The 24,637-nt window shown below is 49.6% G+C and carries 24 protein-coding genes; 7 read left to right on the top strand and 17 right to left on the bottom strand.

The genetic code is table 11. The features are described 5' to 3' along the window. Positions 1-2: 2 nt before the first annotated feature. Together QA596_06075 and QA596_06070 are read right to left on the bottom strand one after the other, a co-directional pair. The gene (locus QA596_06075) at positions 3-1,406 is read right to left on the bottom strand and encodes a Glu/Leu/Phe/Val dehydrogenase (protein ID MDG5767026.1); all 1,404 of its coding nucleotides are present in this window, start codon (positions 1,404-1,406) and stop codon (positions 3-5) included. Between the two features lie 71 nt (positions 1,407-1,477). Continuing rightward, entirely contained in the window at positions 1,478-1,999 is a 522-nt protein-coding gene (locus QA596_06070) for a 2'-5' RNA ligase family protein (GenBank protein ID MDG5767025.1), read from the bottom strand. Between the two features lie 192 nt (positions 2,000-2,191). On the opposite strand from QA596_06070, the gene QA596_06065 reads away from it, so the two are divergent. Then, a complete protein-coding gene (locus tag QA596_06065) occupies positions 2,192-3,916 on the top strand; it encodes an AarF/UbiB family protein (protein MDG5767024.1) in 1,725 nt (574 codons plus the stop codon). A 2-nt stretch (positions 3,917-3,918) separates the two neighbouring features. Beyond that, the gene (locus tag QA596_06060) at positions 3,919-5,085 is read left to right on the top strand and encodes a 1-acyl-sn-glycerol-3-phosphate acyltransferase (GenBank protein ID MDG5767023.1); all 1,167 of its coding nucleotides are present in this window, start codon (positions 3,919-3,921) and stop codon (positions 5,083-5,085) included. Positions 5,086-5,164: 79 nt separating this feature from the next. On the opposite strand, the gene QA596_06055 is transcribed toward QA596_06060, so the two are convergent. After that, positions 5,165-5,614: a phasin family protein gene (locus tag QA596_06055; protein ID MDG5767022.1), complete on the bottom strand. Its 450-nt coding sequence runs from the start codon at positions 5,612-5,614 to the stop codon at positions 5,165-5,167. Between the two features lie 36 nt (positions 5,615-5,650). Next, entirely contained in the window at positions 5,651-6,052 is a 402-nt protein-coding gene (locus QA596_06050; GenBank protein ID MDG5767021.1) for a polyhydroxyalkanoate synthesis regulator DNA-binding domain-containing protein, read from the bottom strand. Between the two features lie 197 nt (positions 6,053-6,249). Between QA596_06050 and QA596_06045 the strand changes: the two genes are divergently transcribed. Next, complete coding sequence (locus QA596_06045) at positions 6,250-6,810, top strand: adenylate kinase (protein MDG5767020.1); 561 nt, start codon at positions 6,250-6,252, stop codon at positions 6,808-6,810. Here the strand turns inward: QA596_06045 and QA596_06040 are convergent. Both QA596_06040 and dtd read right to left on the bottom strand, forming a co-directional pair. Beyond that, positions 6,790-7,704: an alkaline phosphatase family protein gene (locus tag QA596_06040; protein ID MDG5767019.1), complete on the bottom strand. Its 915-nt coding sequence runs from the start codon at positions 7,702-7,704 to the stop codon at positions 6,790-6,792. The two genes, QA596_06045 and QA596_06040, sit on opposite strands and share 21 nt — an antisense overlap. Then, positions 7,704-8,144, bottom strand: coding sequence for a D-aminoacyl-tRNA deacylase (gene dtd / locus QA596_06035; GenBank protein ID MDG5767018.1), 441 nt, complete (start codon positions 8,142-8,144; stop codon positions 7,704-7,706). The genes QA596_06040 and dtd overlap by 1 nt, the downstream gene beginning before the upstream one ends. A 488-nt stretch (positions 8,145-8,632) precedes the next feature. Here dtd and purM point away from each other — a divergent pair, with 488 nt between their 5' ends. Continuing rightward, positions 8,633-9,634, top strand: coding sequence for a phosphoribosylformylglycinamidine cyclo-ligase (gene purM, locus QA596_06030; GenBank protein MDG5767017.1), 1,002 nt, complete (start codon positions 8,633-8,635; stop codon positions 9,632-9,634). Positions 9,635-9,686: 52 nt separating this feature from the next. Here the strand turns inward: purM and QA596_06025 are convergent, their stop codons facing one another. The 7 genes from QA596_06025 to QA596_05995 all read right to left on the bottom strand — a co-directional run bounded on the left by QA596_06025 (position 9,687) and on the right by QA596_05995 (position 18,371). After that, entirely contained in the window at positions 9,687-12,578 is a 2,892-nt protein-coding gene (locus QA596_06025; protein MDG5767016.1) for a hypothetical protein, read from the bottom strand. A gap of 39 nt (positions 12,579-12,617) precedes the next feature. Next, a complete protein-coding gene (locus tag QA596_06020; GenBank protein ID MDG5767015.1) occupies positions 12,618-13,286 on the bottom strand; it encodes a hemolysin III family protein in 669 nt (222 codons plus the stop codon). A gap of 1 nt (position 13,287) precedes the next feature. Beyond that, positions 13,288-14,487, bottom strand: coding sequence for an RtcB family protein (locus tag QA596_06015; protein ID MDG5767014.1), 1,200 nt, complete (start codon positions 14,485-14,487; stop codon positions 13,288-13,290). A 17-nt stretch (positions 14,488-14,504) separates the two neighbouring features. Further along, positions 14,505-15,644, bottom strand: a complete 1,140-nt coding sequence (gene metK, locus QA596_06010) for a methionine adenosyltransferase (GenBank protein MDG5767013.1) — start codon at positions 15,642-15,644, stop codon at positions 14,505-14,507. Between the two features lie 268 nt (positions 15,645-15,912). Further along, positions 15,913-16,929 (bottom strand): Holliday junction branch migration DNA helicase RuvB, encoded by a 1,017-nt coding sequence (ruvB, locus tag QA596_06005; protein MDG5767012.1) that lies wholly within the window; start codon positions 16,927-16,929, stop codon positions 15,913-15,915. 100 nt (positions 16,930-17,029) lie between these two features. Further along, entirely contained in the window at positions 17,030-17,764 is a 735-nt protein-coding gene (locus QA596_06000; GenBank protein MDG5767011.1) for a hypothetical protein, read from the bottom strand. Positions 17,765-17,825: 61 nt separating this feature from the next. After that, a complete protein-coding gene (locus tag QA596_05995) occupies positions 17,826-18,371 on the bottom strand; it encodes a sigma-70 family RNA polymerase sigma factor (protein MDG5767010.1) in 546 nt (181 codons plus the stop codon). A 270-nt stretch (positions 18,372-18,641) separates the two neighbouring features. On the opposite strand from QA596_05995, the gene QA596_05990 reads away from it, so the two are divergent. Next, positions 18,642-19,391 (top strand): segregation/condensation protein A, encoded by a 750-nt coding sequence (locus QA596_05990; protein ID MDG5767009.1) that lies wholly within the window; start codon positions 18,642-18,644, stop codon positions 19,389-19,391. Between the two features lie 241 nt (positions 19,392-19,632). Further along, the gene (locus tag QA596_05985) at positions 19,633-21,153 is read left to right on the top strand and encodes a M28 family peptidase (protein MDG5767008.1); all 1,521 of its coding nucleotides are present in this window, start codon (positions 19,633-19,635) and stop codon (positions 21,151-21,153) included. 10 nt (positions 21,154-21,163) lie between these two features. Here QA596_05985 and ftsY read toward each other — a convergent pair whose 3' ends face one another. Further along, positions 21,164-22,132, bottom strand: coding sequence for a signal recognition particle-docking protein FtsY (ftsY, locus tag QA596_05980; GenBank protein MDG5767007.1), 969 nt, complete (start codon positions 22,130-22,132; stop codon positions 21,164-21,166). Positions 22,133-22,175: 43 nt separating this feature from the next. Next, on the bottom strand, positions 22,176-22,769 hold the full coding sequence (locus QA596_05975) for a CDP-alcohol phosphatidyltransferase family protein (GenBank protein ID MDG5767006.1): 594 nt from the start codon (positions 22,767-22,769) through the stop codon (positions 22,176-22,178). Positions 22,770-22,919: 150 nt separating this feature from the next. On the opposite strand from QA596_05975, the gene QA596_05970 reads away from it, so the two are divergent. Next, positions 22,920-23,504, top strand: coding sequence for an NUDIX hydrolase (locus QA596_05970; protein ID MDG5767005.1), 585 nt, complete (start codon positions 22,920-22,922; stop codon positions 23,502-23,504). 27 nt (positions 23,505-23,531) lie between these two features. Here QA596_05970 and QA596_05965 read toward each other — a convergent pair whose 3' ends face one another. Beyond that, positions 23,532-24,110: a sigma-70 family RNA polymerase sigma factor gene (locus QA596_05965; protein MDG5767004.1), complete on the bottom strand. Its 579-nt coding sequence runs from the start codon at positions 24,108-24,110 to the stop codon at positions 23,532-23,534. Between the two features lie 51 nt (positions 24,111-24,161). Then, positions 24,162-24,617 (bottom strand): MarR family transcriptional regulator, encoded by a 456-nt coding sequence (locus tag QA596_05960; protein ID MDG5767003.1) that lies wholly within the window; start codon positions 24,615-24,617, stop codon positions 24,162-24,164. Between the last annotated feature and the right edge of the window lie 20 nt (positions 24,618-24,637).

Raw genomic sequence — 24,637 nt, 5'->3', positions numbered from 1 at the left:
GATCAGGGGAAGATGCCCAGCTGCTGGTAGGAAAGAGCGATTTTCTTAATGGCACTGATATACGCGGATGTCCGGAGATCGGCGCCATGCTTTTCATGTGTTGCATACATCATCTGGTAGGCCGTCACCATGGTGTCCTCCAGTCCGGAATCCACAATATCCCACTCGTCCGGACCCTTTCCCAGTCTGCTGATATCCTGTTCGCTGAATGTAGTACCGGTAATTCCCTCGATGGCCGTAAGCAGCCGGCCCATCGCGTTCTCCTCATAGCGACGGTCCATCCGCCCAAACCGGATATGCGACAGGTTCTTGATCCACTCGAAATAGGAGACGGTCACACCGCCGGCATTCAGATAGATATCCGGAATTATCAGCACCGGCTTTTTCTTGATGATTTCATCCGCTTCACCGGAAATGGGACCATTGGCCGCCTCTCCGATAATTTTGGCTTTGATTCGGTGCGCATTTTCTGTGGTGATCTGATTCTCAAGTGCCGCCGGAATCAAAATATCACACTCCATTTCAAGCACTGATTTTGAATCCTCCACAAAGGTTCCGGAGGAATAGCCGCGAATGGACCCTGTCTGTGCAATATATTCTTTCAGCCGGTCGACATCTATTCCCTTTTCGTCATATATGCCCCCATGTGCTTCAGCAACACCGACAATTACCGCATCGGCCTCTCTCAGGAAACGGGAGGAGTGATATCCTACATTTCCAAGACCCTGGACAATCACCCGCTTGCCCTGCAACCCGGTTGAGAGTCCAAGCTTCTTCATCGTTTTCTTGTTGGAACAAGCCTCCCGAAGGCCGAAAAAGACTCCCCGCCCGGTGGCCTCCGTCCTTCCGCTGATTCCACTTTGGTGAATCGGTTTTCCGGTAACACACCCGTCGCTGTCCAGTGAACCGACCATCGTGCGGAAAGTGTCAAGTATCCAGGCCATCTCCTGCTCTCCGGTACCGTAGTCTGGGGCCGGGACATCGATGCCCGGACCGATGGAATTCCTCTTGATCAGCTCAAAGGTAAAACGCCGGGTTATCCGTTCGATTTCCGCTTGCGAATACCTTATTCGGTCGATTTTCACTCCACCCTTGGCACCCCCGAACGGCACCGATACCACCGCGCACTTGTAGGTCATCAAAGCGGCCAGGGCGTTTACCTCGTCTTCGTTCACCGCCATGGCAAAGCGGATTCCCCCTTTGGTGGGCGATTTATGCGAGCTGTGTGCCGAACGCCATCCATGGATAACCTCAACCGTTCCATCATCCTTTTTGAGGGGAAACGCCACGTGATACGTGCTGTTGCACGCTTTTATCTGCTCCAGCAGTCCCTTTTCAATGGAGAGATAGCCCGCAGCGCGGTCGAAGTTTGCATTAACATTTTTGAAAAACTCATACGGTGCCATGAAAACTAATTTTTATTGGTGGGTTCACGAAAACAGATGTTAGATACTTAAGACGCTCCTGTCGTGGTTAATCAGGGCTGAAAAGGGACGCTCATGACCTCCTCCCAGGTTTCGGGCGATCCGCTGGTACGCACCAGAAACAGTGACTTTGGGGTAAAGAGATAATCAAACCTCCTTCCAACACTCGCAATGATGCGTTCTTTTTCCGCAACATCCAGCTTTTTGTAGATGAGACTCACATGCGGAAGATACGGCCGGTGTTCCAGATTCAGTGCGGAGAGGCAGTGTTCACGCAATGCAAAGAGCGATTCATTGGGTGCCACCTTGACAAACAGCGACTGATAGAGAGAATCCAGATAATCTGTTTCTGTTAAATGAAGCGTCATCCGTTCTCTGATGGCGGCAGCGCTCTGTAATACCTCTTTCACATCTTCGGGAGTTTGGTGAATGCCCCCCGCCACGGTTACATGCGGATCAAATACCGGCGCGCCATACTCTTTCGAAAGATCCGCGATAATTTTTTTTAATGCCTGGCGCACCTCGTCTTCCGGCTTCAGCCATATGGAGTATCGCTCACCGTTAGATACGCTCATGCTGTTATTTGCGGCCATTATTCCTGTTATCCGACTGAAAATCTAATGAATTCTTTGGCTTACAATCTCCTGATATACATTATGGAAAGCAACCGGCCAGACGTAAATTATTGGCGGGATGAAGAACCACCGGATATTTTTTACTTTGCCTATATTGTTTTGTTATTTCAGATCACGCCATAATCCTGCCGGATGACCTCAAAAAACTTCGAGGACGCTTCCAAACCGGAAACCACTCCCGAATCCAGAGAAAGAGTGGCCTCCGGTTCCGAGGCGAACAGAAATTTCCATTTTGATCCGCTTGCCCCGTACAAAGGGGTGGTTCGGCGTTTTTTTCAAATTCACCGGCATGTAACCGGCCTCTTCATGGGAGGCATAATCGCGTATGTGGCCTCCCTGTCCCGTGAACGGAAAAAGGGATTTCGCTCCTTTCCCTCTCGATTTATCGCCTTCCTGATTAAGCCCTTTGTAAAACGTGATCTGCGCAACCAGCCTTTTCCCATTCAGTTGAGGAAACGGCTGGAACTGCTGGGGCCTACCTATATCAAACTGGGCCAGATCCTGTCGCTTCGTGAAGACATCCTGCCGTCCATTATCACGAATGAACTCAAAAACCTCCTCTACAAACTTCCGGAGGTCCCTTTCGAACATATCCGGATCATCATTGAAAAGAATCTTCGCGGTTCCCTGGATACCTACTTCATCTCTGTTGATGAAAAAGCGCTGGGCTCCGCCTCTATTGCCCAGACGCACCGAGCCGTCACAAAAGACGGCAAAGAGGTGGTACTGAAAGTCATAAAGCCCGGGATCAAGGATACCATCGAAACCGACATCGTGCTGCTGCGCTGGCTCGGCCACTTTCTCAATGTGACCATCCCCCAGTACCAGCCCAAGAGACTTATCCAGGAATTCTGCTCCTATACCATCAAAGAGGTAGATCTTGAGAATGAAGCGGATAACGCCGAGATCTTTAAAGCCAACTTTCACGATAACCGGCATATTCGGTTTCCCGAAATCTACCGCGAGTACAGTACGGAGAATGTGCTTTGCATGGAGTTTCTGGATGGGGTGAAACCGGATTCGGAAGAGCTTCGGGAGATACCCGCAGAACGGAGAAAGCAGATAATCGACCTGGGTGCGGATGCCATCATCCGAATGCTGTACAAGGACGGGTTTTTTCACGCCGACCTGCACCCGGGAAACCTGCTGATTCTTCCAAACGACGAAATCGGCTTCATCGATCTTGGAATGGTTGGAAGGTTTGAAGAGTCAACTCGCAGACGCATGCTCTATTATTTCCATTCTCTGGTATCCGGCGATATCGACGGCGCCACCCGAAACCTGACGGCACTGGCCCGAATCGGCAAAAACGGTGATCCGTATGGATTCCGCCGCTCGGTTGCCGACCTGCTTCGCCGCTTTTATCAGCACTCCGCTTACGGTGATTTCAGCCTGGGTGAACTGATCGTCAACTCCATGTCGATTGGTGCCCGTTACCGGGTGTTTTTTCCGGTGGAGATGACTCTCATGACCAAAGCGCTGGTCACCTATGAAGGCGTGGGAAAAATGTTGTATCCGAATATCGATATCCCGTCTGTTTCCCGAAAACACGCCTTCCGTATTTTCAAGGATCAGTTCCATCCTGCCGCCATTATCAATGAACTCTGGCGGGGAACTCCCGAACTCGTCGATGCCCTGATGCGCCTGCCGCGGATTACCGCCGATACCCTCAACTACCTCGACAACACCATAAACGACCGAACGCCGACTCAGGACCCGATCCACGGGTTGCGTGGAAGCATCCTCAGCGGAGCCTGTATCCTTGGCGGCACACTTGCCGTAGTACAGGGCGGACCATGGCCGCTTTGGGCCTCATTGTTTGCTCTTGGAGGTTTGTTCTTCCTGATCAATAGATAGTTATGATTTCGCCGCCCCGCTACACCAGTTTTTCTACCGAAACCGATCCCATCGACTTTGAGTATCTGCAAAGCTTTAATAAAGAAGTCTCTGCAGACATCATCCGCCATTATTACCGGGCGGAATTTCACGGTTTTGATGATATCCCGGCCAACGGACCGGTCATCCTGGCTTCCAACCACAGCGGCAACGCTTTTCCACACGACTCTTTTGTGCTGGATCAACTGATCTGGGAACAGGCCGATTTCACGCATGATAACAAAATCAGACCGCTTTATTCTCCAAAGCTTGCGGTTAACTGGTGGATGCGTCCGTTCGGACTGGATAACTGGTGGCGCCTGTTTGGAGCAATCGATCAAACCTATCTCAATTTTGATCGCATTCTTGCAAAAGGCGGCAGGGTCATCTACTATCCCGAAGGCATCCCCGGTATTGGTAAAGGATTCAACAGACGCTACCGGCTCCAACCTTTTCAACCCAGTTTTATCAAACTTGCCGCACGTTACGACGTTCCCGTAATTCCTGTTTACGGCATTAATGCCGAGTGGATTAACCCGGCGAATGTCACTTTCCGGTGGATTGATTCCATTTGCAACCGCATTACGGGCGTTCCGTTTATTCCGCTTCCCCTCATTTTTCTGGCATTGGTATTCCCGTTTTTCTTCTATTTCGGATTTCCCTGCCAGATGAAATTTTTTGCCGGAAAGCCCATATCTGTCCGTGAACGGATCCGGAAAGCCGGGCGGGATGACCCGCAAAACCCGGGGCGCCGGGAATCTGAAATCCTTGCCGAGGAAATCCGCCAGGAGATGCAGCAGAATCTGTCGCGCCTTGTGAAAGATCACGGAAAAAAGCCCTACAACTTCCGCACTCTCTATCGGAGCATGAAAGGTATCAAAGGCCGGCGTTGGCTCACCAGCCCTTTTGGCTGGCCGATCCTGTTCACCAGGCACTACCGTGATTTCCATGACCGGAAAACGAATAAAAAAAATCCCGGCCGCTGGCTGCGCGACTGGGATCTGATTGGCTATTATCTGCCTTTCGGGTGGTTATTACTTACTCTGTTCCGAAGATGGCGCAAACCGCCCTACGGCAACCGCGGTCTGGATAAAAAACGCACCGTGCAGAAGGAAGGCCGCTATATATGGTCCATTGCCCGCGAAGAGTGACCCGCTCATCCACTCGAACCAAAGCCATCATTGGCCGGGATTCCGGTCATTCCTCGCACGGTTGCCATAGCAGGAATAATCATGAGCTCTTTTTGTCCGACGCTCCCGATTTGCCGGTTTTTCCGGCTCCCTTGCCGCCGGATCCGGATTCCTTCTTCTCCAGCTTTTCAAGTTTGGCGATCAGGGCATCAACTTTATTGGACAGTTCATCCACCTCATTGCGGGTAGGAATTCCCAAACCGGAGACCATGGATTTGATGTTTTTCTCCATTCGTTCCTCGGCTTTGTCAAACTTCTCACCAACACGGCTTTCGACATCTTTGTAGCGGCTATTCACCTGTTCCCACATTTCATCAATCTGGTCTTTACGCTTTTTTTCAAACTCGCTTCCGCGATCAACCAGGGTGCGGAACAGCTTGCTGCCTTCCTCCTCAACGGCGGAGAGAGCCCCGAGTCCGGCCAGCCAGATTTCCTTCGCCTTTTTATTCCATTCGTGCTCTTCCTTGCTTTTTTTCTCTTTGTCCGTCATGGTTATTACCTCTGTTTTAGGGTTAAATCAAAAAAATCAGCTCATCTGGTCCAGTTTCTTTTCAAGTTCATCCACCTTCTTTTTCAGATGATCAAACTCTTTTCGGTTCAAGCCCGGAAAAAGGCGGGAAGACTGTTTTTTTAACCAATCCTCCATACCTGACCGAAACTCCATCAGCTGCTCATCCAGAAAGGATCCGCCCACCCTGATCCATTCATGCAATGTGCCTACCGTTGCCTTGTCCGATTCCTTTGTCTGCTCAAGAATAATCTGCTGAAGTATTCTTGAGGTATAGTCTTCATCACCCGTCTTATTGGTGACGCGAATCGTTTCCCCGGCACGAATCATCTCGGCCAGATCCGAAAGAGACACATATCTGCTTTCAGCCACATCATACATTTTCCTGTTGGCATACCGCTTTATTATTCGCTCACTCATCGGCCTGAAATCTTGTTTTGGTGGTTGTTATGATAAATAACGCTTTGTGTTATTTATTATTACGCGACGTGTCAAAAAAAGATTCCCGGATTTTGGCTTATCAAATATTTTTTATATTTCCGGAACCGATATCTTATCCGAATACTGGAAGTGATCATTATTCTGAAACACAACAACCCGTACTATTATCAGATAATATGCGAATTATAATTTTCGGGCCACCCGGCTCAGGAAAGGGTACACAGGCGAAAAAAGTTGCCCGTCATTTTGAAATTACGCATCTCTCCACCGGAGAAATTTTTCGCAGTGCGATGGAAGACAGTACCGATCTTGGTATGCGTATTAAGGATTTCATGGACAGCGGGCAGCTGGTTCCCGATCAGACCGTAGTGGATGTCGTTGAACAGACCATTCAGAATGAAGATTTTCAGAACGGATATATTATTGACGGGTTTCCAAGGACCATGGAACAGGCCGTGGCATTTGATGATTTGCTGGAACGCAGAAATGAGTCCATTAATGCCTTTATTTCGCTTCATGTCCCTGATGATGAGCTGATTAGCCGCATGCTGAACCGGGGTGAAGGACGAAGCGACGACACCCGCGACAAAATTCGCTTTCGTCTGAAAGTTTTTCAAGAGGAGACTGCGCCGGTACTGGATCATTATCAGCATGCCGGAATTCTCCGTTCGGTCGACGGGACCGGTACGGTGGATGAAATTTTCCAGCGAATCTTGTCAGCTCTGCCCAAGCGCTGATTCATACCACGCGAGGCTCATCGGGGTCACATCCTGGATTGACCGTATTCCGTGGAAATGTTGCGAACCTTCCCCGCTAACATAAAAGGGAACTTTGTTTCTCGTATGCGTTTTTATAGAGAGATCCTCGATGTTGCCGTGGTCGCTGGTTATCAAAATGGTATGCCCGTTTTTTACTGCCAGATTAAGCAGATGTGACAGAAACTGATCCAGTTTGCTCAATATGTCCCGGGCACCTTTTTTATCCCTGCCATGTCCGGCTTTATCGGTAAGATAGTATTCCATGAGTACCAGATCGTACTTGCCGGCCGCATTCACTACACGTGACGCAGCCTGTTCCTCGGTAATCACCGGTACATTCAGCGACAGCCGGGACCTCCATACATCCTGGGTTATTTCTGCCGTAATAGCTTCTCCCCTGTGAATTTCCGCAATGGTGTTGAGCCGTAAGCCGGCCGACCTGGTCATATATGTGGTACTTGACCAGCGGTTGCGTTTTTCTGAATACTGGAAAAAGATGTCCGGAAACGCGTTCATGAAATAGGCGCTTCCCTGTTTTCCCATAAATTTCCGGAAAATACTGTGCTCTTCCAGGTATTGTTTAATTTTGGAATGCGGATAGGGTCCGAAGTGACGGCCCAGCGATCGGGCGGCATTTATTCCTGAAAACAGGGTAACCTGACCGGTTCCGCTTTGGGGCAATCCTTCCACACCAAGACAGGCGTCTATCGGCGAAAAAAAGGTTTCTCCATTTTGCACCGCTTTTGCATTCTCCGTGAACGGAACGCCACCGGCCATTTTTTCAAATGTCTCAAACCGGTACTCCGCAAACGGGTTTTCGCTCCGCTCTTTGCCCAGCCCTACACCATCCAGAAAAACAAAAACAAGGGACATCAGCGCTCTACAATGATTGTGACCGGACCATCATTTACCAATGATACATCCATTTTAGCTCCAAATACCCCTGTTTGTACTCTTCCAGGCATTGCCGTTTCCAGGTTCCGGACCATGCGTTCATAAAAATCATTCCCCTTATCCGGGCCGGCCGATGAAATAAAACTTGGGCGGGTGCCTTTTTTTACCTCGCCATACAGAGTGAACTGCGAAACAACAAGTATCTCTCCGCCAACATCCTCCACGCTGCGGTTCATTTTTCCATCTTCATCCTCAAATATACGCAGCCGTCGACATTTGTCAGCTACCCATGCCGTCTGCTCCTCACCATCCTCCCTGTGCACCGCCACCAGAATCAACAACCCCCTTCCTATTTTTCCTTTCACGGCGCCATCCACCTTAACGGATGCTTCCGATACACGCTGAACTACTGCTCTCATACATTACCATTTTGTTAACAAGTATGGGGATAACCCGTTACATAACTTGTTGATCTGTTTTATCAAGGGACTGTTTGTTAACAATAGCCCCGGGAATCAACGATGTGACTCAGGGTATAAACATGTTATCTCACCAAAACATTCTGTGGGAAACCTTATGATAACATTATGTGCGAATCATATTCAAAGTTAACAAGCCAGACACCCTCGGTCAGTCAGGCTTTCAGGCATCAATAATTACCCACACCCTGCTCCCTGAATTTGTTGATAATCATCAAATAATAAAGGAAAACTTTTTTTTCCACATATCCACAGGGTCAATATCTATAAACAAAACATTTTAAAATTTCTTTATTCATAGAAAACCCGTGTGGAAAAAAACAGAAAGGGGGATTTGGTTTTATATCAGATTGTTCCAAACTTAAAATCGTTCTGCCAACCACGTGCAGTACCGCTCAAATGAAAACCGATCAGAATATAAATCCGTTATGTCCAAACAGAAAACGTACAAATCGTCAGGGGTTGATGTCGAAGCCGGAAACGCGTTTGTAGCATCCATCGGGGATCTGGTTAAACAGACCCGCAGACCGGAGGTCGTCAGTGGTATCGGCGGATTTGGCGGCCTGTTTCAACCCGATTTTTCCGGTTATGACAATCCGGTACTGGTAAGCAGTGTGGATGGAGTCGGAACAAAACTGATTGTCGCTTTCAAAGCAGGGGTGTATGATACAGTAGGACAGGATCTGGTTAATCACTGTGTCAACGACATAGCCGTCTGCGGGGCCGAGCCGCTTTTTTTTCTGGATTATTTTTCCACGGGTAAACTGAAACAGGATATTGCCTACGATGTGGTTAAAGGTTTTTCTATCGCATGCCGGCAAAACGGCTGTGCACTGATAGGTGGTGAAACAGCCGAAATGCCCGATATCTATTCCGAAGGGGAGTTTGATCTGGCGGGTACCATTGTGGGAGTGGTTGACCGAAGCCGAATTCTTGACGGATCCGATATTGAGAAGGGGGATGTCGTCCTGGGAATTACCGGCAACGGCCTTCACACAAACGGATATTCGCTGGCCCGGAACATTCTGTTTGAAAAATACCGAGTTGATACCCAGGTACCGGAGCTGGGCATGTCACTTGCTGAGAATCTGCTAAAAATTCATCCATCCTATCTGGGTGTGATCCGTTCGTTGCGAGGCCGGGAAGGTGTAAGGGTGTTTGCCCACATTACCGGTGGTGGTATTGAAGGGAATACCCGGAGAATCATACCTGAAGGCAGAACACTTTCCATTGACTGGGACAGCTGGGAGTGGCCTGCAATTTTCAAGTTGATTCAGAGAGAGGGGAATGTGCCCGTCGAAGATATGCGCCAGGCTTTTAATCTGGGAATCGGCCTGACTGCCATCGTCTCCGGAGATAAGAAAAAAGAGCTGATAGATGGTTTTTCACACGAGCAGTTTGAAATTTTGGAGATAGGCCGGATATCGTAGGGCAGATGCTTTGCGGTCTGTTGACGATAACTGCTTCAATCAAAAATGATTTTCAAAACGGACCTGTGAATGCGGCGGTTCGGTTGCGGGTTGGTTCATAAACCGCTGCCACTCCGAAATCAACCGGAATGTTGAAGAATCGCATGCGGAGCCGCAGACCTGTACCAACCAGTGTCCTGGATTCATCAAGAAGCTGCTCGGCGTTACTATGTCTGCGCACCGGAGCGAGCGTTTCCGTAAACAGAACCAGGTAGACACGATCCAGAAAAGCCGGTACAAGGGTCCATCCGCGGTCGGCATACCATAGCGGAATCGCATAGCGGGTAGTGAATCGGGCGGCATTATTGTAGCCGGCAAGGATTCGTTCATCAAAACCGCGCGAGTAAAAACCGGTAATATTGAAATAGGGTCGGTTCTGTGTGAAACCCTCCAGGCCAAGTCTCAATGATCTGTTTCCGGGCAAACCCGAGGAGAGATACCGGTATACACCGGCTCTGGTTGCACGCAGGTGATGGTTTCTTCTGCTGCTGTAGAAATCCCACTCGGTTTCATGGTAAAGAAGCCAGCCGGTATTAGGTTGAACATCCCTGAGATTTTGCTGCAGGCGATGCTGATAGCGTATGTCCAGTGTACCGCGGAGACGTGAAAAAACCGGAGTAATGCTTTCATCTACATGGCGTTGTTGAAGATAATCCACTCCGGGTGTAACAAAAAAGCCTGATGTACGCGTGTTTTGGTCGATTTGAAACCGGAAAGGAACGTCCAGGCCGACGCCCTGAATTTGCTGCAGACTCCAGCTTGTTTCAATGGGTTCCCGGAATGTGTTGATCCGAAATCCGGGATAGAAGCCACTGAAACGATATTCCACATCATACCAGAGTCGGTCGTGGGCGAAATATAGATCGGCATAATAGCTGTTTCTTCTTAGAACATCGCCACTTGACAGGATAAGTCCGTAGCGGTTACTTCTGTCTTCTCTGGAGTCAAAATCCGCGTATGGGAAAAGCATTCTTGGGCGAAGCCAGCGTAAACCGGATTTGTGGTCGGAGAGCGTCCAGCTGTCGGGCAGGGTATCAGAATTTCCCCGGGGGGGCGGTACCGGTCCGTTTTCGGGCGGATTGTTCCAAAGGTGGCCGGCTACAGATACCGGATGCAAGTCCTGGCGGTTGACCCAAAACACATCCTGCCGGTTATCTTGCAGCATAATACCGGCGATTTTTGAACCGTCCGGGCTGTACGATCCTTCCATTACACCGTATGGATGATCGGTCAATTGCCGAACTTCCGATTTTTCGGCATCGAATTCATACAGGTTGAGTGCGCCGGAGAGGTCGGATGTAAACAGAAGTTTTCGTCCAGAGGGATGCCAGGCGGGATCATATATGGCAGCGCGTTCAAATGCGATATCGGGTGCCCGTTGATTGTACTCCGGCAGGTGGTTCTTGTCGAGCAGCCAGATTCCCTGCATGCCGTTTCGGTTACCCAGGATGAAAAGCGTGTCGCTTTGGCGGGGATTGAACTCCAGGGATACCAGATAGCCCTGTTCGGGGATGAGCAGGGTATCGGGACCTGCATCATCTTTAAAACGGACCAGCAGGTTATTTTCATGATGCGTCTGGAGTGCCCATATTGAATCCTTTGGACCATATGCCGGTGCATGAACCCGGTCGGTGCCGGTAATTTGCCTGTTTTCAACCCGGTTGATTCGGTTCAGCTCGTCACCACCGCGGGCATTGCTGTGTGGAACCGACAACTCATGGACATGCATCCGGTTGTGGTTGTGATAATACGGATGGCGGTGATATCTGGCATACAGAAAGCGGGATGTATCGGGATGCAGCGAAAAAATGAAATCACCAACGGTTCCCGTCTCAAAGAGTTTTCGCAGCTCCTTGCTTTGAATATTAAAGCTGTAAAAGCCGGGCCTTTTGTCGTAGGATGATGAGAAAAAAACAAGGGTGTTTTCAGAGAGCCAGAAAGGTCGCTGGTTTCGGGCCTGCTTCATTACCGGTAGAAAATGAAACGGGGTATCCGGCAGGTTCCGGGTATGCGATCGCGGAACAGAGTCGGACGCATTTCGCTGCGTTTCAAATTGCGATTGAAGCCGGGAGGGTCGTTTTCCGGTGTGGTACCAGAGCGCGCTGCCGTATCCCAGGAACGGCCATCTGGAGACAAAGTCGATGGTTCTCCTGGTTGTTTCCATGCCGTATTCGTATTGCAGCCAACGTATGAATTCATAACCGCCAATGTAGTGACGGCCCATTGGATAGGTTTCGAGCGGGCTGGTCAGGTTTTGTGCAAGTGACCAGCGGTGTTCACTGTCGAAATTTGCATCAAACTGCCGGGTAAAATAGGGGTGGTTACCTCTTCCACCGATTCCATAGAGGTGATGTGATTCGTGAAAAACGGCAATGCCTTCAATCATTCCGACCGGAGCGGCAAAATGCATGCCCCGGGCCATATCCGGTGAAAAATATTTCAGAAATCCGGAAACTCCGGGAGTAGGAAGCACATTCAGATGAAGTGCATGGACAAGTTCATGCGGCATCACGGTATTCAGCCAGTTTCCGTCCGTCGGATTCATGGCCTTGCCCTTGAGTCTTGGTACCTCCACTTCAATCCGGAAATTCAGAGAGGAAACATAGCCGTTGGATCGGTCGTTTTGTGAATTCAAAACTACAGGCATGTTTTTCAGGGATCCGCCAACCAGAGCCTGTACGTGTGGATACTGCTCTTCCAGAATATGTGCTGTTTTGAAGGCGGCCCGTTCTTCGCCTTTCTGGAAAATTATTCTGAAGTGGGGTGTATCAAGTTGCTGCCAGGCCGGCCGGATCGGTCTGTAGATGTTTTCATACACCTGCCCAGACACCTTGCCGGCAAACGCCGATACGATCAGAATCCACACGGTCAGAGATACAACTACCCCCCTGTGAGATCTCTTCATCCTGGATATTCGTTAATAAACGTGGAAAACGAGGTGTGTCTAAATAAAGACAACATACTGGTACATGACCCAGAAAAAACAAAAACTGGCAGCCATCACCATTATATGCCAAATTGCATGAAAATTAAAATATTTGGGAGATGGGTTGGGCCATTTCAGTCCGTATAACAGCGCTCCGACAGAATAAATAACACCTCCGGCAATGATCCAGGCCAAAGCTTGCGGCGGGAAATCTTTCCAGAGTGAAGGCAGGAAAAAAATGGCCAGCCATCCCATCCCCAGATAGATTACCAGTGAAACCCATTTCGGAGCATGAAACCAAAGCAGTTTGAAAAAAATACCGAAGACTGCGAGAGACCAGATCGTGACAAACAGCGCCCAACCGGTGAAACCATCGAGGGCGATTAGTGTAATCGGCGTATAGGTTCCGGCAATAAGGACATAGATCATGATGTGATCTATGCGGCGAAGCAGCTTGATTCCCTTTTCGGACAGGGGCAGCATATGGTAGAGCGTGCTTGCCAGATAGAGCAGTGTCATGCTGGAACCAAAAATCGTAAAGGCGACCACATGTGTCGGCTGTCCGTACAGAAGCGCTCTGTGTATCAGCAGCACCAGTGCCGGAATGGAAAGCAGTACCGCCGCCAGGTGGGTATAGGCGTTGGCGGGTTCACGCACACGCGATATCAGGAAACGCAGAATTTTCATGTCAATCTCGGAACGGGTCAAAAACATCAGGGCCGGCCATAACAACCCCGAGTGGTGTCAGGCGCTGGCGTATTGTGATGGTATTTTGATGGGCATTAAGGACGTCGGTAATACGGCGGTAAACATGGGGGGATTCGTCCAGGCCCCCGCCCCGCAAAATAACATTTTTTTTCCGAAGCCACTCTTTCATCATTTCGGGGGTTACGGCTCCGGGTTTAATCTGACGGCGCTTTTTTCCACGGCCACGAAATGCTCCGGCCGCTTTTCTACGCGACATGACCCTTCCGGCTCCATGTACGGTAGAGTACAGCGCATGTTTGCTCTCGTTGCCGTCCACCCCTTCCAGAATGAAGGAAATATCGCCCATGCTTCCACCGACAAAGCTTTTTTGACCGGGAAAAGCCGGAGTGGCGCCTTTTCGGATTACGATGAGATCACGTCCGTGATGAGTCTCTTTCCAGGCGTAGTTATGGTGGTTGTGGATTCGTTCGGTTATGGGAGCACCGGCCAGTTTTGCCACGTAATCACAAACCCATTCCCGGCCGGCTTTGGCATAGGCACCGCAGAGCCTCATGGCGCGGTAATAGCGTTCGCCAAGATCGCTGTCAAGATCGAGCAGCACCTCTTTCTCCACAGCTCGGGTATCCCATGGCCGGTCCTGTGAAAGATTCATGAAACCGCTGGCGGTTTTGTGACCGAGTCCGCGGCTGCCGAAATGAACACCGATCCAGATCCGGTCCTGTTCATCGGAGAACACATCGATATAGTGATTTCCCGATCCTACGGTTCCCAGTTGTTCGCGTGCCAGCTTTTTCAGCGAGGCTGTTCTTGACTCGGAACCGTACGCATTCCAGTCGTCGCTGTCAAACAGCGGATGATCCTTTGGTGCTTCGGGGTTGGTCTGACCGATACCGAATGAAATGCCGGATTCAATCCGGTCAAGCAGTTTCTCCAGTCGCAGATCCTCCTTTTTCAAATCCAGGCGAACGGCGAGATTTCCACATCCAATATCAAAACCAACGGCAACGGGGGAGATCCGATTATCATAGGCGGCTACACCGCCGATAGGCATTACATAGCCCAGGTGACCGTCAGCCATGAGTGCGCCGCACTCCGCTCTGCTCATTACATCCAGAAACTGCTGTAATGTTTGATCGTCGTGAAGTCCGTAAACGGGATAGCCTTGAATGTGTTGAAGCATACAACACAGGAACGGTTTTACACGCCGGCATCTTGCCTGAGGCGGTCGACATAATCAAGATTTTCCCAGGGGAACTCGTCACGACCGAAATGCCCGTAGGCAGCCGTTTGCTTGAAGATCGGCCGCTTGAGACCGAATCGTTCAATGATCCCTGCCGGGGTGCAATCAAAATGTTTGCGAACCAGCTCGGTCAGGCGGACATCGCTTATCGTACCGGTGCCGCGGGTGTCGATCGAAATGGAGACGGGATCGGCAACGCCTATGGCATAAGCCAGCTGAATCAGACACTCATCGGCAAGATCCGCTGCCACAATATTCTTGGCGATATGTCTGGCGGCATAGGCTGCACTTCGGTCGACTTTTGATGCGTCCTTGCCCGAAAAGGCACCGCCGCCGTGCGCTCCATGGCCGCCGTAAGTATCGACAATGATCTTGCGGCCGGTCAGTCCCGTGTCGCCGTGCGGACCGCCGATCACAAACTTGCCGGTTGGGTTCACATGCAGGATCGTGTCATTGTCCACCAGCTCTTCGGGGATCGCCCGGGGTAGCAGAAACTTGCGCACGTCCTCACGGATTTGCTCCTGGCTGACCTTTTCATCGTGCTGGGTCGACACTACGATGGTATGGACTCTGACCGGTTTATTCTCCTGATTGTACTCAATGGTCACCTGGCTCTTGCTGTCGGGTCGCAGGTACGGCATTTGAGAGGTGTTTTTCCGGATATCGGCCAGTTCGCGTACCAGATTGTGCGAATACTGCAGTGACATCGGCATAAACGTATCGGTTTCGCGGGAGGCGTAACCGAACATCATTCCCTGATCGCCGGCCCCTAGCCTGTCCACACCCATGGCGATATCCGGGCTCTGTTGGTGAATCGAGACCATCACTCCACAGGACTCCGAATCAAAACGGTAACCGGGCTTGGTGTAGCCGATATCATGGATTACCTGGCGTACGATTTCCTGAACATCGACATAGGCCCGGGTAGTCACTTCACCCGATACCACAGCCAGACCGGTGGTAACCAGGGTTTCGACAGCCACGCGGGAATCGGGATCCTGCTCGAGCATGGCGTCCAGAATGGCATCGGATATTTGGTCGGAAACTTTGTCGGGATGGCCTTCGGAGACCGACTCGGAGGTAAAAAGGCTATTCATTATGAGCAAATTAGTGTGTATTCAAACAATGCAGAAAGCGATATATCCTTGTGCTTCAAAAGCTGTTTGTTGTGCATGAGCCACAAGCGGGAAACAAGCGGAGCTGAATCAGGTTTCGTTACATCATGAATTTGATGATGAGAAGAAAAAACGACGTCAGATCCGGGAAATCATACGGCAACCGGATACCTGAAACAGCGGGGAAATATACAAAAAAATGTATTTGCAATCGAAGCGGCGTCACAAATCAGAAACAGAAAGGGACGTTTTACCCGGACGTAAAAAGATTTCCGGGGCCCGGCGCAGGAAATCCGAGGTATTCGCTGGCTTTTTGGGTGGTTATCCGCCCTTTCGGGGTTCGTTGAAGAAAACCCTCCTGAATCAGAAAAGGTTCATAGACTTCCTCAATAGTTCCTTTGTCTTCTCCAACAGCAACGGCCAGGGTACCAAGGCCAACCGGTCCGCCCCGATAGTTTTCAATGATGCTGCTCAGGATTCGGATATCCATTTCATCGAGCCCCCTTGGATCCACATCCAGTGCGTTGAGAGCTTTGTCGGCAATTTTCTCATCGATGATATTAATCTTGTCTACTTCGGCAAAATCCCGTGTTCTTCGCAGAAGCCGGTTCACGATTCGCGGGGTTCCTCTGCTTCGGCGGGCCAGTTCATAAGCTCCTTTATCGGTAATTTTCAGTCCGAGGATTCCGGCGGAGCGCATGGCAATATGCTGAAGCAGTTCGGCGCCATAATAATCCAGCCGAAGATCGATACCAAAACGTGCTCTCAGAGGCGATGTTAACAGGCCTTTTCGGGTAGTTGCTCCGATAAGGGTGAACGGCATTAGGTCGATTTGAACACTGCGGGCGCTTGGGCCGGAGTCAATGACGATATCGAGTTTGAAGTCTTCCATAGCCGAGTAGAGATACTCCTCAACGATGGGGTTCAGGCGGTGTATTTCATCGATAAACAGGATATCACCCCGTTCAAGATTGGTGAGCATTCCCGCCAGATCTCCCGGTTTTTCCAGCACCGGTCCCGTTGTGGGTTTCATCTGAACACCCATTTCGTGAGCGATGATGTGGGCGAGAGTGGTTTTTCCGAGCCCCGGGGGGCCGGATAAAATGACGTGATCCAGGGCCTCGCCTCGCTGCCGGGCTGCCTTGATGAATACCTCCAGGTTGGAGATAATTTTCTTCTGTCCTATAAAGTCGTGAAGCCGTGAAGGCCGAATGTGTTGTTCAAAACCGGAATCACGTTCCGTTGCACTCAGGAGCGGGTTAGCCACAATAGAGAGATTTTGGTAGTGGTTGAGTTACATTATACAAAATACACATCCGTCATGCATAATTACCAACTACCGGTTATTTATCCCGGGCAATTGCTGATTACCTGGAGCGGGAGAGTCGCCGTACTATTGTCGATGCTTCCTGCTCATGAACCCCATGATAATTCACGGTTTCACGGGCACTAACAAGGGCATTCTCATAATCATTAATGGCCAGGTAGGCATTGGTGCGAAACCAGAAACATTTTTCCTGCAGTATTGATGATGGGAAACTGGTGCAGTTGGAATTTGCAAAAGCGGTGGCTGACTGTTCAAAATCTCCGGAATTGTAATACAGAATTCCAAGGTTGTAGCTGACCGTATCCTGAAACATCGTCTGCTCTTGCAACGAGATATACTTTTCTATGGCTTCCTCCGTATTTCCGGAGGCACTTTGAATAAAGGCATTTTGAAGATACGCCTCTGCATGCTGCGGCATATCCCCGGCGGATCTCGTGACTTCAGGAGAAATCATATGAACAATTCGGATTTCTTCCAGAAGAGGCGTCGGCTGGGAAGAAGAGGAAAATTGATACCACGAAAAAAGCAGGCCAACCAGCAAAGCAGCGGCAATACCGATAATTATGGCGGGTTTTCGGGTTGTCTGTGGATTGTAGCGGCCTTTGCGGGAAGTAAGCATTTTTTTCTGAAGGGCCACTCTTGTACGAAGAATATCATAATACTCCGGATGCCTGAGCAACTCTGTCCACAAAAAATCCGTTTCTTCCGGCTTTAGTTTACCCCGAACATAGGCATCAATCAACGATGTGAGTTTTGACCGGATATCATCATCCATAAAAGTAACCGATTAATAATATATTCAACCTATAGAGACGGGAACTACCCAATCCTTACATTTATTCCTGTATTTTTTTTTGAATGCATTCGGAAAGCTTTTTAATAATCCGGTGTTTTCGAATCCAGACATTATTTACGGAGATACCGAATGCCGCAGCGACATCAGCTGCCTGCGCATCCGGGTGTTCAAGCCAGTATTCCATGAATGCCCTCGATTCATCGGGCAGTTTTTCCAGGCAGACGTCAAGTGCCCGCTGCTCCTGATCAGAAGATAAAAAATCCAATGGTTCTTCTGATGAAACGTAGTACTCCATATTATCCTGATAGTTGTTGCGTTTATTCTCTTTTAAAATTCTGAGATAACGATTTTTTGCACTTTGCAGCAAATACGAATAGAGGTTTTCCGGCTCACGGATCGCATTCTTTTGTATTCGCTCGAACGTTTTTGTGAGTGCATGCTGCGCGCACTCCTCCGCGTCAAGGTTGTTGGCCCTCATGTGTGTACGCAAATAACCGCAAAGGACTTTGAAAATCTCGTCATACAGATGACTTAACTCCCTGGTGGATCCGCTCTGAATGGTTTCTATGAATTTTTTGTAATCCATGTTGTGCATTACAGGTTGTCCTAACGGTTTTTTGCCGATTTTCCCCGAATGACTTCCATTTGATTCTGATGGTTCTAATAAAGTATATCCCGGATTATTTTCAATATACCGACACAAAAAGGTATCAAATAATACGCTTAAGTGAGATATCAGATCATTTTTTTCCGGGTGGCAGGTTAATCGGATATTTGTACCTTTAGTGAATACCGCTCACTTTTTGCTTACAGGAAGGTTTCTCCACATCCGTTTTTGAATCCGATGGTTTTGCCAATGTACAGAGTACAACTACAAAATTTCGAGGGTCCGCTTGACCTGCTACTTTTTTTTATAAAGCGCGATGAGCTGGATATTTACGACATTCCCATATCCTATATAACCGAACAGTTTTTGGAGTATATCCGGTTTCTGGATGAGCTTGACCTCTCGGTTGCCAGCGAGTTTATCTATATGGCAAGCACCCTGATGGCGATCAAGGCACGCATGATGATTCCCGAACCGGAAACCGATGAGGATGAGTTCAGTGAGGAAGACCCCAGATATGAACTGGTGCAGGCACTGCTGGAGTACAAGCGCTACAAGGAGGTATCTGAAGATATGGCGCAATTTGAAAAAACTGCGAGGCTAAGCTACACCAGAGGATATGTGCAACCGGACCAGGTTGAGCACGAGCAGAAAGGCGAGGCGCTTCGCGAGGTTACGCTGCTCGACATTATGGCAGCGTTCCGGAATGTCATGTTATCGGTCAGCGAGGTGCATTATCATGATGTCAAACGGTTTGAAACCGATGTTGAAACCCAGTCGTCGTTTGTGGTGGAGCATCTTTCAAAGCACGGGCGCAGTTCCTTCCGGGAGATTTGTTCCGTTTTAACATCACGCATCTATGTAATTGTCACCTTTCTTGCCGTACTTGAACTGATCAAGGAAAACGACCTCAAGCTTTTTGTGGATGAGAACCAGATGGATTTTTATCTCGAACTATTTACCCCTGAAGATCTGGATGCCGCTCATGCCGCTTCGTAACACCCGGTCCCCTGTGTCCGAGCCCCATTTTATGCCGGTGCAAATGGAGAATCAGTCCCGGAAAAAGTATTCTCCTGTTTGTGCTCAGCACCGCAGTGTATTGCTTTGTACACTGTTGCTTCTGTTGATGCAGGGGTGTACGCTTCCCACGGAATTGACATCGGAATCCTGGTATGCGGAACCGAATCCCGTTCCGTCTGTTCATGTCTCTGAGTCGTTTATTTTCGAACACCTTCATGTCTTGGCACATGATACCCTTGAGGGTCGGGGAACCGGACAACCTGGCGCCGCCAAAACCGCCGACTACATTCTTGATTTTTACCAGTCGCCCGGTTTTTTGGCAATGGAGGACTTTGAGGTCAAAGAGCAGGTTTTTGAACTGGAAGGGTATTTCTGGACGCAAGTCACCTACACCCTTTCCCGGTTGAATTCTGAGGATAACCGGGAGGATAGTTCATATGTCCTGGAGAAAGGCGGTACCACGGCTTTCTATCCGGTGATGAACGGAACCGACCGAATAGAGGCGCCGGTCATTTTTACCGGCCACGGACCCGTATCCCGTCCGGATCATACCGTTAGTGAGGACTATCATACTCTGGAAGATGCCTGGGTTCTGATGTTTGAGAATACGGATGCCTCCGGATCCGGTGATGAGGAGTGGAGCCGGACAGAGCAGATTCAAAGAATCAGCGGCTATTACGGCGCCGCCGGTGTCATTTACATATCTGATTTGTCGGCAGAAGAGTGGGAGCAAAAGGCTGGATACATGAGCCGGCAGTTGGACAGGCCGCTTGCGGTTCGGAAAAGCGGCGGATTTCGCTCATTGACGCATGGTTCCGCTACCGCCTTGTCGGTCCATCCGGATATGGCTTTGAAGCTGCTTGGTCTGACCCGCCACGATCAGCTGGACAGCCTGAAATACCGGTGGAAAAGTGACGATAAACGAGAAATGTGGCAGCATACCGGCTTTGAACTGATTAATAATCCGGAATTTGAAAACCGCACTTTTGAAGAGCGAAATATCGTTGCGGTTTTTGAAGGAAGCCATGAAAGCCGTGATCAGGAAGTCATTGTCATGAGTGCGCATTATGACCATATGGGCCTGGGCGAACCCGATGACAACAACGATATTGTGTATAACGGAGCGGATGATAACGGCAGCGGTACCGCGGCTTTGATGCAGGTGGCAGAGGCGTTCCGTAAAGTTGCAGAAACCGGTTACCGTCCATCAAGAACACTGGTATTTCTTCACGCCGCGGCAGAAGAGTGGGGGCTGTTTGGTGCCCGTCATTTTGTTGAAAACAGTCCGGTGCCACTGGAGAATATCATAGCCAATGTGAATGTGGATATGGTGGGATGGGTGGATGAGCGGTATTCAGACCAGCCGTCTCGTGACTATATGTATGTCATCGGCGCCGGACTCGTTTCCTCTGACCTTGAAAACCTGCTGAGTGAAACATCACGGGCACGCCCTGATCTGCACCTGGACATGAAATACAACAGTATCCATCATCCTTCAGGTCTCTACCGGCGAAGCGATCAGTGGGCTTTCGGAGAGAAGGGAGTCCCCTTTGTGTTTTTCTTCTCCGGGCTGCATGACTACTACCACACGCCATCCGATACGGCAGACAGAATTGCGTGGAAACAGCTCACCGCTCGTACAGAGTTTATTGTCGAGTATGTTTGGAGACTTGCTGAATATACTTCACGACCGGAATTTGACAGAAACCCCTGGAACCGTCAGGGAGTGATATCACGCTAACCGGGGAATATCAACCGGATGTATCCTTTTCAAAGAGCGCTTCAACGAAACGCACCCTGTCAAAAACCTGCAAGTCTTCAATTTTTTCGCCCACACCGATGTATTTAACGGGGACCGACATTTCGTGGGAAATACCGATCACGATACCGCCTTTTGCGGTGCCATCCAGTTTGGTGAGGGCAAGCCCGGTTACGGCGACCACTTCCGTAAATGCCTTTGCCTGTTGCAGTGCGTTTTGTCCTGTTGAAGCGTCCAGCACCAGCAGTACTTCATGCGGAGCTCCATCCACAACCTTGCCCATCACACGCTTGATTTTTCCCAGCTCGTCCATAAGAGATTTGCGGTTGTGAAGGCGGCCGGCCGTATCCACCAGAACAACATCCGCCCCTTTAGATTTTGCCGATGCCACGGAATCGAAAGCTACCGCAGCGGGATCTGCTCCCTGACCCTGTTGTATCAATGGAACACCAGCCCGCTCGCTCCAGATTCTAAGCTGTTCCACAGCGCCGGCACGGAAGGTGTCGCCGGCCCCCAGCATGACATTTTTTCCGGCCTGCCGGTACATGCTGGATAATTTTCCGATGGTAGTGGTTTTTCCAACGCCATTTACGCCCACCACCATAATCACATGCGGCTTGTGTGTGAGCTCGGCGTCAAACTCGGCGGGCCGTTCCGGCTCATTGTCCTTCAGAAGGCTGGTGATCTCCTCTTTAAGCAGGGTTTGAAGCTCGTTGCTGCTCACGTATTTGTCTCTGGCAACACGCTCTTCAATACGCCGAATAACTTCCAGGGTTGTATTTACACCGACATCGGACGTGATCAGCACCTCCTCGAGGTCATCCAGAACCTCATCGTCGATTTTGTCTTTTCCGACCAGAGCCTTTCCCATTTTATCGAAAAAGCTGCTCCTGGTTTTTTCGAGCCCCTGCTGCAGCTTTTCCTGCTTCTTGCCGAAACCCAGTTTGTCAAACAGGCCCATTAGAATTCCTCAAAGATTATGATCACAATGGTTCAATTCGGGATCAGTTGTATTCGGCTCCCTTCTTTTGAATGAGATAAAACCGGTGAATATAAGATCCCAGTGAATAGAGCAGCAAAATAATGCTTAACACCATAAAAAAATGGATAGTTTGTTCTCTTTCAGGAAAGAAAAAGGCGAGAATCCAGTAGATGGCAAGGGCGTTGACGGCCACTTTCCCCGAAAGCACCGACATGGCGTATTTGCCCCTTTTTTTCTTAATAAGCAGCGAACCGGCCAGAATAAATCCGTCGCGAACAATCAGTATCACCACAAAAAAGGCGGGAATAATATCAATCAGCACTCCATATAGAAACAGAATAATCGCGCAGACTTTATCGGCCAGCGGATCGGCAATTTTGCCGAATTCTGTGACCTGGTTCATTCTGCGGGCGAAATAGCCATCCAGGTAATCGGATATGAAGGCATAGGCAATGAATGCGACAATCAGCCAGGTGGCTTCTTCACCGGATTGATGATGCAGAAACAGAATGGGTACGGCAATGAGCGCCCGTGAGAGGGAAATGGCATTGGCTACCGTCAGTACATCATTTTTCACTGGAATTATTTTGCCATCAATATGCTCTTTCTCGCTCACAGGTCTCCGGAATTACATCGTTCATCAGCACGTTATGAAAAGGGATCTTCCCGGGCTCTTCGACAACATGTAACTTATATTTTCGGGCATTTCATCGTAAATTGGCACCCGTAACTTGTCACCCGGCATCCTAAAATAGAAATTTAAACGATGAACGCGAAAGAATCCCCCCGATCACTTGAGGAGAAACGGATCAGCTCCGAAAAAATATTCTCGGGAACCCTGCTGCATGTTTACCGTGATCAGGCACGTTTGCCCGATGGTGGATCATCGGTCAGGGAGTGGATAGACCATCCCGGAGCGTCGGCAGTACTTCCGGTGTTTGAAACGGGCGAAGTGCAGCTGGTACGGCAATTTCGGTATCCGCTTCAGGAACACTTTCTGGAAGTGCCTGCGGGAAAAATTGACCCGGGGGAAGACCCGATGGTAACTGCCAAAAGGGAACTGAAAGAGGAAGCGGGGGTGAGGGGAAATCGGTGGCTGTCGCTGGGGCCGTTCCATCCGTGCATCGGATATACCAATGAAGTCATACACCTCTACCTGGCATGGGAGCTTGAAACGTTTGAAAACCATGTGGATGAAGACGAGTTTCTGGAGCCCGTGCGATTACCGTTCAAAGAGGCTGTCAGCATGGCTCTGAACGGGGAACTCACTGATGGCAAAACCGTCACAAATATTCTCAGGGGTGCACACTGGTGGAAAAAGCATGCTCCCTTTCCGGTAGATCTTCCATGATGGTCGTCAATTGGCGGACGCCACGCTCTAATTATTCAGATACCCTCGCTTTTTGGCGACATCACTGATTTTCTCTTTCAGAAGGTTGCGGCCACGGTGAAGCCGAGAACGGACAGTCCCGATGGGCACATCCAACATGTTGGATATCTCTTCATAGGTGAAGTCCTCGACATCACAGAGCAGGAGGGGGGTTCGGAAATCTTCCGGAAGTTCATCGAGAGCCTTTTTGAAGTCGTCGTCATATTCGCTCCGGTAAAAACGGGTTTGCAGATCCGTCGTATCGCTTTGTTCGCTCCGGATGGTCTCGTAGTAAGTGGCAATTTCGTCATAATCCACTTTTGGGGGTTGTCGCGACGCTTTCCTGTAATTGTTGATATAGGAGTTTTTTACGATCCGATAGAGCCATGCTCGGGCATTGGTTCCCTTTTGAAAACTGCTGAAAAACCGAAATGCCTTGACGATACTGTCCTGTAGCAGGTCCTCGGCATCATTCGGATCTGTAGTCAGGCGAAGCGCGTAATTATAGGTCGCATCCAGATGCGGGATTATTTCCGCATTGAACTCCTCCTGCTTCTTGATCTCTTCTTCGGTGAGTTTGGCTGTCATTTATGCTCCGGATAATTAAAATTTGTTCTGAAAACTATGGAAGTAGAGGGATTAAGTGCTGGATCTGACCTTTTCCAGGATTCGGTTCAGTTCCTCCAGCTCCTGATGCGTTAATGAACTGACAATACCATCCATTTTGTCATTCAGCCTGTCCATTTCTTCAAGAAGTGAAAGACCTTTTTCCGTGATGTTGATGTCTACCTTGCGACGATCTTGGCAGCAATGTTTCCTGACGGCCAGCCCCTCCTTGATCAGACGGTCCACAATTCGGGTTACATCTGACCTGGAGTCAAACATTTGATTCCGAATGGCGAAATTGCATGCCGGCTCGGGATGCAATCGCGCCAGAATTCTGAGGAGATTGTACTGCTGAAGCGTCAGGTTTTTTTCACCGAGTATTCTCTGCAGTCTTGAAGTTACCGTGTTGTAGGTGTACAGGATGTTCGCGACAGCCTTGTGGCGGTTGTTTCGAAATCGAGAGGTTGATGTTTGATTTGCCTCGTACATTATTCAGCTGGTCTATGATC

The sequence above is a fragment of the Balneolales bacterium ANBcel1 genome (genome assembly GCA_029688905.1).
GTDB lineage: Bacteria > Bacteroidota > Rhodothermia > Balneolales > Natronogracilivirgulaceae > SLLW01.
This window is presented reverse-complemented; position numbering and strand designations above follow the sequence as displayed.